This window comes from Streptomyces sp. NBRC 110035, assembly GCF_000829695.1.
GTDB lineage: Bacteria > Actinomycetota > Actinomycetes > Streptomycetales > Streptomycetaceae > Streptomyces.
In genome coordinates this window covers 1-16,362 of record NZ_BBNN01000032.1, presented here as the reverse complement: position 1 = coordinate 16,362, position 16,362 = coordinate 1, and the positions used below count along the sequence as shown (strand labels likewise).

General features: G+C 69.2%; 11 protein-coding genes. 4 read left to right on the top strand and 7 right to left on the bottom strand.

Annotation, left to right across the window (positions count from 1 at the left end):
• Window positions 1-180: 180 nt before the first annotated feature.
• From TU30_RS21980 to TU30_RS21950, 7 genes are all read right to left on the bottom strand, one after another.
• The gene (locus TU30_RS21980) at window positions 181-1,329 is read right to left on the bottom strand and encodes an ABC transporter ATP-binding protein (protein ID WP_042172651.1); all 1,149 of its coding nucleotides are present in this window, start codon (window positions 1,327-1,329) and stop codon (window positions 181-183) included.
• A 27-nt stretch (window positions 1,330-1,356) separates the two neighbouring features.
• Complete coding sequence (locus TU30_RS21975; protein WP_042172650.1) at window positions 1,357-2,418, bottom strand: ABC transporter ATP-binding protein; 1,062 nt, start codon at window positions 2,416-2,418, stop codon at window positions 1,357-1,359.
• A 10-nt stretch (window positions 2,419-2,428) separates the two neighbouring features.
• Window positions 2,429-3,406: an ABC transporter permease gene (locus TU30_RS21970; RefSeq protein WP_042172648.1), complete on the bottom strand. Its 978-nt coding sequence runs from the start codon at window positions 3,404-3,406 to the stop codon at window positions 2,429-2,431.
• 117 nt (window positions 3,407-3,523) lie between these two features.
• Window positions 3,524-5,326 (bottom strand): ABC transporter substrate-binding protein, encoded by a 1,803-nt coding sequence (locus TU30_RS21965; protein ID WP_042172646.1) that lies wholly within the window; start codon window positions 5,324-5,326, stop codon window positions 3,524-3,526.
• A 106-nt stretch (window positions 5,327-5,432) separates the two neighbouring features.
• A complete protein-coding gene (locus tag TU30_RS21960; protein ID WP_042172644.1) occupies window positions 5,433-6,464 on the bottom strand; it encodes an ABC transporter permease in 1,032 nt (343 codons plus the stop codon).
• A 993-nt stretch (window positions 6,465-7,457) separates the two neighbouring features.
• The gene (typA, locus tag TU30_RS21955) at window positions 7,458-9,365 is read right to left on the bottom strand and encodes a translational GTPase TypA (RefSeq protein WP_042172642.1); all 1,908 of its coding nucleotides are present in this window, start codon (window positions 9,363-9,365) and stop codon (window positions 7,458-7,460) included.
• Between the two features lie 189 nt (window positions 9,366-9,554).
• Window positions 9,555-11,993, bottom strand: a complete 2,439-nt coding sequence (locus TU30_RS21950) for an ABC transporter substrate-binding protein (protein ID WP_078878427.1) — start codon at window positions 11,991-11,993, stop codon at window positions 9,555-9,557.
• A gap of 300 nt (window positions 11,994-12,293) precedes the next feature.
• Here TU30_RS21950 and TU30_RS21945 point away from each other — a divergent pair, with 300 nt between their 5' ends.
• The 4 genes from TU30_RS21945 (at window position 12,294) to TU30_RS21930 (ending at window position 16,241) form a co-directional block, all read left to right on the top strand.
• Window positions 12,294-12,587 (top strand): hypothetical protein, encoded by a 294-nt coding sequence (locus tag TU30_RS21945; RefSeq protein ID WP_042172640.1) that lies wholly within the window; start codon window positions 12,294-12,296, stop codon window positions 12,585-12,587.
• Between the two features lie 68 nt (window positions 12,588-12,655).
• On the top strand, window positions 12,656-13,492 hold the full coding sequence (locus tag TU30_RS21940; RefSeq protein ID WP_042172638.1) for a hypothetical protein: 837 nt from the start codon (window positions 12,656-12,658) through the stop codon (window positions 13,490-13,492).
• Window positions 13,493-13,521: 29 nt separating this feature from the next.
• The gene (locus TU30_RS21935; protein WP_042172636.1) at window positions 13,522-15,468 is read left to right on the top strand and encodes a fumarate reductase/succinate dehydrogenase flavoprotein subunit; all 1,947 of its coding nucleotides are present in this window, start codon (window positions 13,522-13,524) and stop codon (window positions 15,466-15,468) included.
• A complete protein-coding gene (locus TU30_RS21930) occupies window positions 15,465-16,241 on the top strand; it encodes a succinate dehydrogenase/fumarate reductase iron-sulfur subunit (protein WP_042172634.1) in 777 nt (258 codons plus the stop codon). Before TU30_RS21935 ends, TU30_RS21930 begins: the two co-directional genes overlap by 4 nt.
• Window positions 16,242-16,362: the final 121 nt, after the last annotated feature.

Below are 16,362 nucleotides of genomic sequence, written 5' to 3'. Positions count from 1 at the left end.
GGCCCGTACGGGCGCGACGTCGACCGTATGCACCCGTCCGGCGGTGCCCCGCGCGGGAGGGGTGACGGGGGACGACACGAGGCGGCGACAGAAGACCGGCACCCGGCGCCCCTGTACGGGGTGCCGGGTGCCGGGTGTCGTCAGCGGGCCGGGCCGTCGTCGCGGACGGCGGCCCGGACGTCAGGCCTTCTCGACGGCGGAGTCGGCGGAGTGGACGTCCTCCTCCAGGGCCGCGAGCGCCGGGTCCATGACGACGTCCTCGCCGCGGGCCGTGATGGTCGGCTCCTCCGGGAAGTGGCAGGCGGTCAGGTGCCCCGGCCTGCTGCCGGAGATCTGGACCAGCGGCGGCTCCTCGGTCGCGCACTTGTCCTGCGCCTTCCAGCACCGCGTACGGAACCGGCAGCCGGAGGGCGGCGAGATCGGCGAGGGCACGTCGCCCTGCAGGCGGATGCGCTCCCGCTTGTCCGCGTCGAGGTCCACCTCGGGCACGGCCGACAGCAGCGCGTGCGTGTAGGGGTGCCGGGGCCGGTTGTAGAGCGAGTCGCGGTCCGCGATCTCCACGATCTTGCCGAGGTACATCACCGCGACGCGCTGCGAGAAGTGCCGCACGATCGCCAGGTCGTGGGCGATGAAGACGAACGCGATCCCCATCTCCCGCTGCACCTTCTGCAGCAGGTTGATCACCTGGGCCTGGATCGACACGTCGAGGGCCGAGACCGGCTCGTCGGCGACGATCAGCTTCGGCTCCAGGGCGACGGCACGCGCGACACCGATGCGCTGGCGCTGGCCCCCGGAGAACTCGTGCGGGAAGCGGTTGTAGTGCTCCGGGTTGAGACCGACGATCTCCAGGAGCTCCCGGACCCGCTTCTCGCGTCCGCCGGGCGGGTTGATCCCGTTGATCTCCATCGGGCCCGAGATGATCGTGCCCACGGTCTGGCGCGGGTTCAGCGCCGTGTACGGGTCCTGGAAGATCATCTGGATCTCGGACCTGATCGGCGCCAGCTTGGCCCGGCTCGCGTGGCTGATGTCCTGGCCCTTGTACGCGACGGTGCCCTCGGTGGGCTCGTACAGACGGGTCAGCAGCCGGCCGGTGGTCGACTTGCCGCAGCCGGACTCACCGACGAGGCCGAGGCTCTCCCCGGGGAAGACCTCGAAATCGACGCCGTCGACGGCCTTGACCGCGCCGACGGTACGCCGGATCGGGAAGCCGCCCTTGATCGGGAAGTGCTTCCTCAGGCCCTTGACCTGCAGAAGCGGTGCGGCGTCGCCGTCCCGCTGCTGCGGGACCTCGTCGGCGACCGCCGTGGTCGTCTTGGTTGTGTCGCTCATGGTGATGCCCCAGTCGCCGGTTTCAGCTCAGCCCAGCCGGGGCTGAATCTTGTCGATGAACACCTGCTGCCGCTGTTCCACCGTCAGATGGCAGGCAGCCGCGCGCCCCGGGGCGAGCTCAGGACGCTCACCCGGGCAACGGCTGCCGGAAACCAGGTCGGTGAAGCCGCACCGCGGGTGGAACGCGCACCCCGGGGGCGGGTTGAGCAGCGACGGCGGCGAGCCGGGGATCGGCATCAGCGGCTCGTCCACGTCGGAGGTGAGCCGCGGCATCGACCCCAGCAGGCCCCAGGTGTACGGGTGCTGGGGGTTCTTGAGCACCTCGCGCACCGTGCCGCGCTCGACGGCCCGGCCGGCGTACATCACCAGGATGTCGTCGGCCATGTTGGCGACCACGCCCAGGTCGTGGGTGATCATGATGATCGCGGAGCCGAACTCCTGCTGGAGGTCCTTGAGCAGGTCGAGGATCTGCGCCTGCACCGTCACGTCGAGCGCCGTGGTCGGCTCGTCGGCGATGAGCAGGTCGGGGTTGCAGGAGAGCGACATGGCGATCATGGCGCGCTGGCGCATACCGCCGGAGAACTGGTGCGGGTAGTCGTCGACCCGCTGCCTCGGGTGCGGGATGCCGACCTTCTCCAGCAGGTCGATGGCGCGCTCCCGGGCGTCCCTCTTGGAGGCGCCGGTGTGCTTCATGAACGGCTCGGCGATCTGGCGGCCGACCGTGTAGTACGGCGACAGCGCGGTGAGCGCGTCCTGGAAGATCATCGCCATCTTCTTGCCGCGCAGCGTCTCCAGCTGCTTCTCACTGGCGTCGGTCAGCTCCTGACCGTCCAGCTTGATCGACCCCTCGATGGCGGTCTTCCTGCGGTTGTGCAGGCCCAGGACGGCCAGGTTGGTCACCGACTTGCCGGAGCCGGACTCGCCCACGATGCCGAGGGTCCTGCCGCGCTCCAGGCCGAAGGAGAGGCCGTCCACCGCCTTGACGATGCCGTCGTCGGTGGAGAAGTGGACCTTGAGGTCACGCACCGACAGGAAGGCTTCCCCCGCGGCGGGGGCCGCGTCCTCGTCGGGCTTGGTCAGAGTGGTCACGGTGGTTCTCCTAGGACAGACGCACGCGCGGGTCGATGACGGCGTACAGGGCGTCCACGATCAGGTTGAAGAGGATGATGAGGGCCGCGCTGAACAGCATGACGCCCATCAGCATCGGCAGGTCCTTGTTGATGACGGAGTCCAGCGCGAGCCGGCCGAGACCGGCCAGGCTGAAGGTCTTCTCCGTCACCATGCCGCCCGCCAGCAGCGAGGCCAGGTCGATGCCGAGGATGGTGACGATGGGGATGAGGGATCCGCGCCAGGCGTACCGCATGAAGACGTAGTTGCCCGACATGCCCTTGGCGCGGGCCGCCTTCACATGCTCTTCCTGGAGCTGCTCGATCATCGAGGAACGACTCATGCGCGTGTAGTTGGCGGTGAAGATGGTCGCCATGACGACCCAGGGGATCAGCAGACCCATGAACCAGCCGCCGAGGTCCTCGGAGAACGGCACGTACTTCGGCTTGTCCAGCCAGCCGGTGCTGTAGACGAAGGCGAGCATCACGAGCGGGCCGAGGAAGTAGATCTGCAGTGAGCTGAGGACCAGCGAACCGCTGCTGAAGGTCTTGTCCAGCCAGGTGCCGCGGAACTTGGCGGCCAGCATGCCGGCGCCGAGACCGAGGATGAGGAAGACCACCAGGCCGCCGACGGTCAGCGAGAGGGTGAGCGGGAAACGATCCATGATCGTGTCCCAGACGTTCTGGTTGTTGGCGAAGGAGACGCCGAAGCAGGGGGCGTCGCAGTGGCCGACGGCGAAGTCCCGACCGGTGAAGATGCCGGAGAGGAAGATCCAGTACTGGACGGTGACCGGCTTGTCGAGGCCCAGGTTCTTGTGGATGATCTCCAGCGCGTCCGGGGTGCAGTTCTTGCCACAGGCCAGCAGGGCCGGGTCCTGCGGGATCGCGAAGAACATGAAGAACGTGAACGCACTGATCAACAGCAGAATCAGCGCCGCGCCGAATGTCCGGCGAATGAGGAATTGAAGCATGGCAGAAAGCTGCTCTCAGGACGGCGGCAGTCGGTTGGGGAGGTCGGGACAGGAACCGGGCCCCGGGGGTGGGCGCTCCGCCGCGCGCCCACCCCCGGTTTCCCTACGAGCCGGCTACTACTTCTTCAGGAAGATCCGGGTGACGTCCACGTAGCTCGAGTCCGAGCTGTAGCGGATGCCGCCGATGTTCGAGCCGAAGATCTGGAAGACCTTGGTGTAGTACATCGGGGCGGCCGGGTTGACCTCGTCCGAGATGTACTCGTTCAGCTCGGCCCAGGCCTTCGTGGCCTCGGTGGTGTCGGTGATCTTCTGGATGCGCGCGATCTCGGAGTTGACGTGGTCGTCGTTGATGTGCGCGTAGTTCGACGCACCGTCCTGGATCTGCGTGCCGTCGTACAGCGGCGGGAAGACGGTGTTCGCGGACGGCCAGTCCTGGCCCCAGCCGGTCATGTACAGGTCGAGGCCGTTGTCGACCTTGCCGATCTGCTCGTACCAGGTGGCGGCGTCGATCTCCTTCTTCTGGATGTCGAGACCGATCTTCTCCAGCGCGTCGGCGATCAGCACGGACTGCTGCTGACGGACCGGGCTGTTGGCGTAGGCGTAGACGAGCTTCTTGCCCGCGAAGCCGCCTTCGTCGATCAGCTTCTTGGCGGCCGCGATGTCGCCGTTGGGCTTCTTGGCACGGTTGAACGGGTCGTAGGACTCGTCGTAGCCCGGGGTGGTGGGCGACATCAGCGAGTTGGCGACCTCACCGCCGTAGGCGCCACCGTCGGCCTTGAAGACCGAGGAGGAGGGGATGGCCAGGGTGATCGCGTCACGCAGCTTCTTGTCCTTGACGCGGTCCATGTTGAAGTTGAGCTGCCACACGTAGGGCGCGTAGCCCTGGATCGTGCGGTTGTCCATGACCTCCTTGTCGCCCACCACCTTCTGCAGCTGCGTGGTGGCGACCTGACCCGTGAACATCATCGCGTTCTTGGCCTCGCCCTGGTCGGCGAGCAGGGTCTTGGTCTGGTCCTCGTCGTCGTGGTTCATCGAGATGTCGAAACCGTCGACGTACTGGTGACGCACCGAGTCGGACTTCGCGTCCCACTGGTCGTTCTTGACCAGCTTCATGGACTTGCCCGGCTTGAAGTCGGCGATCTTGTACGGACCGGTGGCGACCGGGTCGGTGTCGTACTTCTCCTTGGTGTCCGACTCCTCGGGCACCACCGCGTAACCGGGCATGGTCAGCAGCTGCGGGAGGTCGGGCTGCGCGTCCTTGAAGTGGAAGACGACCGTCTTGTCGTCCGGCGTCTCCAGGACGTCGTCGGGCAGGTGCTTGCCCTTGAACGGACCCTCGTAGGCGTCGCGGTAGGTGGTACCGGCACCGGACAGCCACTGCTGCAGGTAGGTCGGGCCGTCGGTGATGAACGACGCGTACATGCGCTCGATCGAGTGGCGGATGTCCGCCGAGTTGATCGGGTCGCCGTTCTCGTCCTTGAGGTCGTCCTTGAGCGTGTAGGTCCAGGTCTTGCCGCCGTCGGAGACCTTGCCCGCGTCGGTGGCGAGGTCGCCCACGACGGTCAGGTTGCCCTCGTCGTCCTCGTCGTACTGGGTCAGACCGCGGTAGATCAGACGGCTGAGCAGCTTGCCGTCCGAGACGTAGATCTGGCCCGGGTCCAGGTGCGAGAAGTCCGACTCCTGGTAGACGACCGCGGTGCCGCCGGGCTTGGCGCCGGGGACCTCGGGGGCCGGACCGGTCGACGCCTTGGCATCGCCGATCTGCACCGGCTTCGACTGGGCGGCGGCGTCCTTCTTCTGCTTGCTGGTGTCCTTGGCCGAGCTGCCGCCGTCGCCACCGCCGCACGCGGTGAGGGTCAGGGCGCCGGCCGCCACCGCGACAATCGCGGCTGTAGCGGTGCGGTTTCGGAAGATGCTCATGGAGTCGAATCCACCTGCCTGTGAGTAGTGAGCGTGGTTGTTACTGGCCGGAAGCGGGCCGGGTGGCACCGAAGCCGACCGGGGCAAGGATGAGGAGTCCCCGGACTCAGCGGCCCGTCTTGGGATCGAACGCGTCCCGCACCGAGTCACCGAGGAGGTTGAAGGCCACGATGAAGATCACCATGGCCACTCCGGGGAAGAGCATGTAGTACGGGTCCTGCTCGACGATGTCGGCCCCGATGGCGAACATGCGGCCCCAGTCCGGCGTGGGTTCGACGTATCCGACGCCCACGAAAGAGAGGAAGGCGATGCTGAGGATGAGGGACGGCAGTGCGAGGGTCGCCTGGACCAGCACCGGCGTGACGATGTTGGGCAGCAGTTCCTTGCGGATGATCCGCCAGGGCGAGGCCCCGGAGATGCGCGCCGCCTCGATGAACTCCCGGTCGCGCAGCGACAGCGTGGCCGCGCGGACGATCCGGGCCATGCTCATCCAGCCCAGGAACGAGAGCACGATGATGATCGCACTGGCCCGCACGTAGGTGGGCGTCTCCTCGTCGGGAGCGACGAACACCGTGGTGATGACCGGCATCGCGGCGACGAAGAAGAGCTGGTTGGGCAGGGCCATGAAGAAGTCGGTCACCCGGCCGAGCCAGTAGTCGACCTTGCCGCCGAAATAGCCCCCGACGAGACCGATCAGCACACCGATGAGGGTGACCAGCAGCGCCGCGGCCAGCGCCGTGAACAGCGAGGTCCGGATGCCGTACACCAGCTGCGTGAACACGTCACGACCCAGGCCCGGCTCGATCCCGAACCAGAACTCGCCGGTGATGCCGCCGAAGGGCGCCGCCGGCATGGTGAACATGTCCAGGAGGTCCGGGTTCTCCTGTCCGTAGAGCGTGTACGGGTCCTTGCCGTACGCCTTCGAGATCAGCGGCGCCGCTGCCGCGATCGCGAAGAAGAACAGGACGACGAAGGCGGAGACCACTCCGGTGCGGTCGCGCTTGAAGCGCGCCCACATCAGCTGCCCGGGGCTGCGGCCCTCGAGCTTCTTCGGCTCCTGGGCGTCGCCCTGCGGTCCGCTCTCTTTGTCCAAGACGGGAGAGGCCACAGCCCCCTCGATCTCGGTTGGACTCGTCATGATTCGTCCGTTTCACAGGTGTTGGAGGTCGTCGGCGGTACACAAGCGGTCCGACGACCTTCGCACGGCGTACGTCATTGAAGCGCGCGACTGGATCAGCGACTGGAGGTGAACCCCACCGCCGGGGAACCCTGGTCCGTGGCCGGCTCCGGCCGGTCACGGACCGGACAGTCAAGGAAGTTCGCGACGCCGGATCGTTGCCTCGGCCGCGGGAGCGGGAACAGCACTGAACGTACCCACGGGGCCTACACCTGTCATCGGGGACGACGCGACCCATATGGCGCTTGTGGCACCTCGCATGGGTTCCTCCTCATGAATCCACTGGTTCACCGCAAAGGGGAGCACTCGACACGTCTTCGTCCACCGCCCGTCGCCGGTGTCGGAGATCATCAGGTGCCCCCTGGCTCGCGAGCCCGCGCCCTCGACGCGTGACCCGTTCGGCCGAGCTCTACGCGCCTAACTATCTGCCATGCGACAGAGCCGAACCACACCCACGAGGTCTCGGTTCGATCACAGCTGGGCCCTACATCTTCCAAAATCCGGACAAAGGGTTTCGGAAGAGATCCCTGCGAAACGGACTTGTTACACATCTATCGGCGCCAACCGTCCGCATAGCGGACACCTTGCGCGGGAAAAGCCGTTGCGGGGGGTGTGATCGCCGTGCAGGATCCCTCGCAGGGCTGACGTGCACTCAGCATGCCGGGCGGCAGAGCCGTTGACCCCGGCCTCGGACCGTGACACTCCGGACGTGAACCGCACCACGTCGGCCGCGACCGCGGTCCGCTCCGGGAGAAGGGTAGTGGGCATCGCCCACTTCAGGGGCGTCTCCCGGCCGGATCGAGGGTTATCCCTACCCTCCTCTTTTGCTCCCCTTCGCCATGACATCGAACGGTGGCATCGCGCGGTGCGGGTGCACACAGCGCCGGGCACCCCTGGGAGCAGGGGTGCCCGGCGCTGTGTGCGCGTGCCTGCGTGCCTGCGCGGGACGGTGGGTCAGCCGTGCTTGGCGCGGCTCGCGGCACGGGCGCGCTCGCGGCCGTCCAGGTTCACCTTGCGGATACGGACCGACTCCGGGGTCACCTCGACGCACTCGTCGTCGCGGCAGAACTCCAGGGACTGCTCCAGCGACAGCTTGCGCGGCGGGACGATCGCCTCGAACGAGTCCGCCGAGGACGACCGCATGTTGGTGAGCTTCTTCTCCTTGGTGATGTTGACGTCCATGTCGTCGGCGCGGGAGTTCTCGCCGACGATCATGCCCTCGTACACCTCGGTGCCGGGCTCGACGAACAGCACGCCGCGCTCCTGCAGGTTGGTCATCGCGAACGCGGTGACCGCGCCGGAGCGGTCGGCGACCAGGGAGCCGTTGTTCCGGGTCTGCAGCGGTCCGAACCAGGGCTCGTGGCCCTCGTGGATGGAGTGCGCGATGCCGGTGCCGCGGGTCTGCGTGAGGAACTCGGTACGGAAGCCGATCAGACCGCGCGAGGGCACCACGAACTCCAGACGCACCCAGCCGGAGCCGTGGTTCGACATGTTGTCCATCCGGCCCTTGCGGACGCCCATCACCTGCGTGACCGCGCCCATGTGCTCCTCGGGCACGTCGATCGTCATGCGCTCGACGGGCTCGTGCACCTTGCCGTCGATCTCGCGGGTGACGACCTGCGGCTTGCCGACGGTCAGCTCGTAGCCCTCCCGGCGCATCTGCTCGACCAGGATCGCCAGTGCCAGCTCGCCGCGGCCCTGCACCTCCCAGGCGTCGGGGCGGCCGGTGTCCAGGACGCGCAGCGACACGTTGCCGATGAGCTCGCGGTCCAGGCGGTCCTTGACCTGGCGGGCGGTGACCTTGCGGTCCTTCACGGCCGCCTTCGCGTCCGCGCCCTTGCCGGTGCCGCCGCGGCCGACCAGCGGCGAGGTGTTGGTGCCGATGGTCATGGAGATCGCGGGCTCGTCCACCGTGATCAGCGGCAGCGGAACCGGGGTCTCCGGGTCGGCCAGGGTCTCGCCGATCATGATCTCCGGGATACCGGCGACCGCGCAGATGTCACCGGGGCCGGCCTTCTCGGCGGGCTTGCGGGTGAGCGCCTCGGTCATCATCAGCTCGGAGATGCGCACGTTGGACACGGTCCCGTCGCGCTTCATCCACGCGACGGTCTGCCCCTTCTTCAGCTCGCCCTGGTGCACGCGCAGCAGCGCGATCCGGCCGAGGAAGTTGTCGGCGTCGAGGTTGGTGACGTGGGCCTGGAGCGGGGCGCCCTCGTCGTAGGTGGGGGCCGGGATGTGCGACAGGATGGTGGAGAAGAACGGCTCGAGCGAGTCCGAGTCGGCCGGGACCGTGCCGTCCTCCGGCTTGGTCAGCGAGGCGACCCCGTCACGGCCGCAGGCGTAGACGATCGGGAACTCGATCTGCTCCTCGTCGGCGTCCAGGTCGAGGAAGAGGTCGTAGGTCTCGTTGACCACCTCGTCGATACGGGCGTCCGGACGGTCCGTCTTGTTGATGCAGAGGATGATCGGCAGCCGCTGCTGGAGCGCCTTGCGCAGCACGAAGCGGGTCTGCGGCAGCGGGCCCTCGGAGGCGTCGACGAGCAGCACGACACCGTCGACCATCGACAGACCGCGCTCGACCTCGCCACCGAAGTCGGCGTGGCCGGGGGTGTCGATGATGTTGATCGTGATCAGGTCCCCGCCGTCCTTGGGGTGGTACTTCACCGCCGTGTTCTTGGCGAGGATCGTGATGCCCTTCTCACGCTCCAGGTCGTTCGAGTCCATCATGCGGTCGTCGACCGAGTCGAGCTGGTGCGCGGCGAAGGCGCCGGCCTGCTTCAGCATGCCGTCGACGATGGTGGTCTTGCCGTGGTCGACGTGGGCGACGATGGCGACGTTGCGGATGTCGTGGCGCGTGGCCATAAAAGGCGTACTCCCGGAATGGTGAGGAATGCCCTGCGCAGACGGCTGCGGTGCGCGGGCCCTGCCGGGCTGGACACGCCGCGGCCACCCCCCATGGTACGGGCCCCCGGCACCGGGGGCTCGCCCTCCTCGTCCGGACCGGCCGCACGGGCCGTCACACGGGCCGTCACACGGGGTGATCAGGACTGATCAGGAATCCGACTCCGGCTCCGATTCGGGGTCCGATTCCGGCTCCGGGTCCGATTCCGGCTCCGAGTCCGATTCCCGTTCCGACTCCGGATCCCGCTCCGAGGCGGAACCGGAGCCGAAGGGCTCGGGGGCCTCCCCCCACGGTGTGCCGGTCTGGCCCTGCGCTCCCTTCTTCAGGTACCCCATGTCCTCGTAGACCGGGGTACGGAAACCGAACGCGCCGGTGTTGGCCAGGTCCTTGCGGGCGGCGGTGAGCTGGGGGCGCTGGTAGAGGGGGATCGAGCCGGCCGCCGCCCAGATACGGGCGTCCGCCTTGCGGAGCAGTTCGGCGCGCTTCGCGTCGTCGAGCGTCGCGAGGGCCTGGTCGAAGAGCTGGTCGACCTGGTCGGTGCCGACGCGGGTGTAGTTCTGCCCGACGTTCAGCGAGCCGTCGGCGGCCGGGACCGGCTTGGCGTAGACGGGGCGGGCGTCGGTGGCGGGGTAGGCGGTCGCGGGCCAGGAGTAGAGGGCGAGGTCGTACTCACCGGAGGCGATGTGGTCCGTGAAATAGCTCTCGTCGTCGACCTCGGTGATCTCCGTACGGATGCCGACCCGCTCCAGCATCTTCGTGATCCGGTCCGCCACGGTGCCGAGGACCTCCGAGCCGGGGCCGGAGGGGAGCACGAAGTCGAGCGTGAGCGCCTTGCCGTCCTTGGCGAGCGGGGCGTCCTCCGCCTGGACGGGGGCGGCGGTGCCCACGGGGGCGTAGGCGCCGGGGGCGCCGCCCCGGCTCAGCCGCGTGTGCTGGGTGCCGTCCTGGGCGAGGTGGTCGTCGTCGCCGTTGTTTCCGTCGTCCCCGCCGTCACCCTCGTGGTCCTCGGCGTCCCCTTCCTCGTCCTCGCCGACGATGTACGTGCCGTCGTCGTCGCCGTTCCCGGAGTCCTTGTCCTTGTCCTTGTCGGAAGCCTCGTCGGACGATTCCGCCTTCCTGCCCTCTGCGCCGGCGGCCTGCTCGTCCTTCTTCACCGGGCCGCCCGGTACCCAGCCGGCGTCCGCGAGCAGGGCCCTCGCCTCCTTGGCGTTCTGGTCGCCGAGGGCGCCGCTGCCGTCGGCGTAGGCGGCCTGCCCGGAAAGCGCGAGGTGGCTGCCGACGGGCTCGGCGGGCAGGCCGAGCGGTTTCAGGACCGCTTCCGCCAGGTCCCGCCGGTCCAGGGCGCGGGCCACGGCGCGGCGGACCCGGTCGTCGGCGAGGGGGCCCTCGGCTCCGTTGAGGGCGAGCTGGGTGTAGGCGGGCTCCAGCGACTTGCGCACCTCGAAACCGCTGAGGGCCCGCTCCTCGCGCGCGAGCTCCGCGGCGGCCTCGCGCTGCTCCGCGCGGGCGGAGGTCTCCTCGTCGGCGGCCTCCTCGTCGGAGCCGTTCGCGAGGGCCCAGGAGCGCAGGGCCCCGGCCGCGGACCGCCCGGCCCCGAACCCGGCGGCCCGGGGTCCCATCAGGGATGTACCGCCCGCGACCCCACCGCCCCGCGCGCTCGCACTCTCGCTCGCGCTCTTGCTCGCGTCCGCGTCCGTGTCCTGCGGGCCGGCGGCGACGGAGATGCGGCGGGCGGCCGGGGCGTCGATCTCGGCCAGGTCCAGGGTTCCGTCGGTGAGCGCGGCGATCCGTTCGTCGCGGGGGACCTCGCGCAGCACGATCGTGGAGAGCCGGGCCGGCTCGCCCCACCAGCGGGCGTTGCGGGTGAGGGTGACCTCGTCGGTCTTGCGGTCGACCTTCTTCACCTCGAACGGGCCGGCGGTGACCTTCAGCTTCGTGCGGGCCCCGTCGTTGAAGGAGTCCGGGGCGCCCATGACGTCCTTGGGGTAGAGCGGCGCGAACAGCGACCTCCAGTCGGCGTAGGGACGGCTGAAGGTGACCTTGACCTCCAGGTCGCTCTTGCCGCGCTGGATCTTCTCGATGCGGTCGTAGCCGGCGTTGCGGGCGGTCCAGTAGGCGGAGTCCTTGCCGGACAGGGCGCGCCACTGGGCGGCGAAGTCGGCGGCGCCGATCTCCCGGCCGTCGCTCCAGACGGCCTGCTGGTTGAGCTTGTAGAGGACGACCTGCCTGGGCTCGGTCTCGACGACCTCGGCGGACTCCAGGTAGTCGGGGTTGCGTGCCGGACGCCCCCGGCCGTCCATCCGGTACATCGACGGCAGTACGGCCTGGGCGATCCGGGTGGTGGTGGCGTCGGCGTCCGCCTGGAAGACGTTCAGGGTCTCCGGGACGGAGTCCACGGCCCAGCGCAGGGTGCCGCCGTCGGCGATCCGCGCGCGGTCGGCGTGGGCGATGTCCCCGCCGGCGAGGGGCCGGCCGGCCGGGTCGTCGTCGGAGCTGCATCCGGCCAGCGCGGGCAGTGCGAGCGCGCCCGCGGTGAGGAGGGCGACCGAGCGCATGACCGCGCGCGGGCCGACGCCGTCGTGGGACATCTCTGGGTTACCTCCGTGAAGCCGCGGGCGTTACGATCACTTTTGGTGGTATTTGGATTTCATCTGATGTATGCGGCCACTGAAGAGGAAAGGGTTCGGCAACCGGGAGCGACACGACGGCCGTGGACCGAAAGGTCACCCGCACGGCGCACGACACCGCGCGGTGCACCCGTGCGCCTCGGCCAATCGATGCACATCCCTTCACAGCGCAAGGTGTGACGCGCAACACTCTCAGGCGCACGAACGTTGCCGCCTTGGGCCTGAAGGACCTGAAGGACCCGCGGGAAGTGAGGGCAAGTCATGTCCGTGCACGACGAACTGGTATCCGTCCAGCGCAGTCTCGACGACCTGATCCGGTCGGTGGGGCGCCTGGAGAAGCAGCTCGGCAGCGGCGGCCTGGAGATGCGCCGCGTCCGGGCCGACACCAACCACCTGCGCGAGAGCGTCGCGCTGCTCCGGGAGACGGCCGCCAGCACGGCCGGCGTACCGAAGCGGACCGATCTCGTCACCATCTCCGACGCGCCGTACGACCCGTCCCTGTGGGTGGACATCGACGACGAGGGGCTCGGCGCGCGCGACCGCCGCGCCCCCTGATCCCGTTCGAGTCACCCGTCCACCCCGCAGGACCCGCCGCGCCCCCTGACCCCGACCGGAGCGGACAAGTGGCCACTGGCACGGAACCTCCCGCCACAGAACCCCCACCCCGACGCACCGGCGTGAGAACCGGTACCCGCGCCGCGATCGCCGCTCCGCACCTGCGGACCGACCGCTGGTGGCTGGCCCCGGCCGCCACCGCGGCCGGGCTGCTCGCCTTCGTCGTCTACTCGACCTGGCGGGCCCTGTCGAACGCGGACTACTACGCGGCGCCGTACGTCTCGCCGTTCTACTCCCCGTGCCTCGCCGAGAACTGCGAGCCGATGCGCGGCGGACCCAACTGGGAGGTCGTCGGCGGCTGGTGGGGCCTCTCACCGGCGATCCTCATCCTGATCTTCCCGCTCGGCTTCCGCCTGACCTGCTACTACTACCGCAAGGCCTACTACCGGGGCTTCTGGGCGTCCCCGCCGGCCTGCGCGGTCGCCGAACCGCACAAGAAGTACACCGGGGAGACCCGCTTCCCGCTGATCCTGCAGAACATCCACCGGTACTTCTTCTACGCGGCGCTCCTGGTCGCCCTGGTGCTGACCTACGACACCGCCCTCGCCTTCCGCGACGAGGACTACGCGTGGGGCCACATGGGGCTCGGCACCCTCGTCTTCCTGGTCAACATCGCGCTGATCTGGGCGTACACCGTCTCCTGCCACTCCTGCCGGCACATCGTCGGCGGCAAACTCAAGCACTTCTCCCGGCATCCCGTGCGCTACCGGATGTGGCAGTGGGTGGGCCGGCTGAACGCCCGGCACATGCAGCTCGCCTGGGCGTCGCTGGTGAGCGTGGCGGTCGCCGACCTCTACGTCTACCTCGTCGCGTCCGGCGCCTTCGACGATCCGCGTTTCTTCTAGGTTTCTTCTAGCTGAGTGGGGACTGCCTGATGCCCGTGGTCGACCGGCAGGAATGGGACGTCGTCGTGGTCGGTGCGGGCGGCGCCGGACTGCGCGCCGCCGTCGAGGCACGCGAGCGGGGCGCCCGTACGGCGGTGATCTGCAAGTCGCTGTTCGGCAAGGCCCACACCGTGATGGCCGAGGGCGGGATCGCCGCCGCCATGGCCAACGTCAACACCGGCGACAACTGGAAGGTCCACTTCCGCGACACCCTGCGCGGCGGGAAGTTCCTCAACCAGTGGCGGATGGCCGAGCTGCACGCCCAAGAGGCGCCGCAGCGGGTGTGGGAGCTGGAGACCTGGGGCGCGCTGTTCGACCGGACGAAGGACGGCCGGATCTCGCAGCGCAACTTCGGCGGCCACGAGTACCCGCGCCTCGCGCACGTCGGCGACCGCACCGGCCTGGAGCTGATCCGCACCCTCCAGCAGAAGATCGTCGCCCTCCAGCAGGAGGACTTCCGGGAGACCGGCGACCACGAGTCCCGGCTGAGGGTCTTCCAGGAGTGCACGGTCACCCGCGTGCTCAAGGACGGCCGTCATGTTTCCGGTGTCTTCGGCTACGAGCGGGAGTCCGGGCGCTTCTTCGTCCTTCGGGCACCCGCCGTGGTCCTCGCCACGGGCGGCATCGGCAAGTCCTTCAAGGTGACGTCGAACTCGTGGGAGTACACCGGCGACGGCCACGCGCTGGCGCTGCTGGCCGGGGCCCCGCTGCTCAACATGGAGTTCGTGCAGTTCCACCCGACGGGCATGGTCTGGCCGCCGTCGGTGAAGGGCATCCTGGTCACGGAGTCGGTGCGCGGCGACGGCGGGGTGCTGCGCAACTCCGACGGCAAGCGCTTCATGTTCGACTACGTGCCGGACGTCTTCAAGGAGAAGTACGCCGAGTCCGAGGAGGAGGGCGACCGCTGGTACGACGACCCGGACCACCACCGCCGTCCCCCCGAACTGCTCCCCCGCGACGAGGTCGCCCGCGCGATCAACGCCGAGGTGAAGGCGGGCCGCGGCTCCCCGCACGGCGGGGTCTTCCTGGACGTGTCCACCCGGATGCCGGCCGAGGTCATCAGACGCCGGCTGCCGTCGATGTACCACCAGTTCAAGGAGCTGGCGGACGTCGACATCACGGCGGAGGCGATGGAGGTCGGGCCCACCTGCCACTACGTGATGGGCGGCATCGCCGTCGACTCGGACACGGCGGCGGCGCGCGGGGTGCCGGGGCTGTTCGCGGCCGGCGAGGTGGCCGGCGGCATGCACGGCTCCAACCGGCTGGGCGGCAACTCCCTCTCCGACCTGCTGGTGTTCGGGCGCCGGGCGGGCCGGCACGCGGCCGAGCACGCGGCGGGACACGGGCGGGGGCGGGGTCGGGAGCGGCCCCGGGTGGACGACGTCCAGGTGGACGCCGCCGCCGCGGAGGCACTGCGGCCGTTCTCCGCGGAGGGCGGGGGACCCGACGAGGGGCCGCCGGAGAACCCGTACACCCTGCACCAGGAACTCCAGCAGACGATGAACGACCTGGTCGGCATCATCCGCCGCGAGCACGAGATGGAGCAGGCCCTGGAGAAGCTCGCCGCGCTGCGGGTACGGGCCCGCCGGGCCGGGGTCGAGGGGCACCGGCAGTTCAACCCGGGCTGGCACCTCGCCCTGGACCTCAGGAACATGCTGCTGGTCAGCGAGTGCGTGGCCCGGGCGGCGCTGGAGCGCACCGAGTCGCGCGGCGGCCACACCCGTGAGGACCACGCGGCGATGGAGCGCACCTGGCGCAACGTCAACCTGCTGTGCGCGCTCACCGACCCCACGGGCGGTCTCGCGGCCACCGGCAGCGTGCGCGGCCAGATCACCCTCACCCGTGAGACCACCGAACCCATCCGCCCCGACCTGCTCGCCCTCTTCGAGAAGGAGGAGCTGGTCAAGTACCTCACCGAAGAGGAGCTGTACGAGTGAGCAGCTATGAGGCCCGCTTCAAGGTGTGGCGGGGGGACGTGCGGGGCGGCGGCCTGGAGGACTTCCGGGTGGAGGTGCACGACGGCGAGGTGGTCCTCGACATCGTGCACCGGCTGCAGGCCACCCAGACCCCCGACCTCGCCGTCCGCTGGAACTGCAAGGCGGGCAAGTGCGGTTCGTGCTCGGCGGAGATCAACGGCCGCCCGCGGCTGCTGTGCATGACCCGGATGTCGGTCTTCACGCGGGACGAGACGATCACCGTGACGCCGCTGCGGGCCTTCCCGGTGATCCGCGACCTCGTGACGGACGTCGGCTTCAACTACACCAAGGCCAGGGAGGTCCCGGCCTTCGTACCGCCGGAGGGGGTCGCGCCCGGCGAGTACCGGATGACGCAGGAGGACGTGGAGCGGTCCCAGGAGTTCCGCAAGTGCATCGAGTGCTTCCTGTGCCAGGACACCTGCCATGTCGTCCGCGACCACGAGGAGAACAAGCAGGCCTTCGCCGGACCGCGGTTCCTGATGCGGGTGGCGGAGCTGGACATGCATCCGCTGGACGCGGCCGACGCCTCGGGCCTGGACCGGGGACGCACGGCGCAGGACGAGCACGGGCTCGGTTACTGCAACATCACCAAGTGCTGCACCGAGGTGTGCCCCGAGGGCATCAGGATCACGGACAACGCGCTGATCCCGCTGAAGGAACGGGCGGTGGACCGCAAGTACGACCCGCTCGTCTGGCTCGGGAACAGGATCCGGCGCCGGTCGACCCCGCCTTGACGCCAGGCGCTCCCCGGGCGCCCCGGGTACCCGGTCGGGGCCCGGGGCCGGGTCGGGACAGGGCCCGGAACACGGGCAGGGCCCCGGAACTCAGAGGGCCCGGGATCTCGCGGCCCGAGAG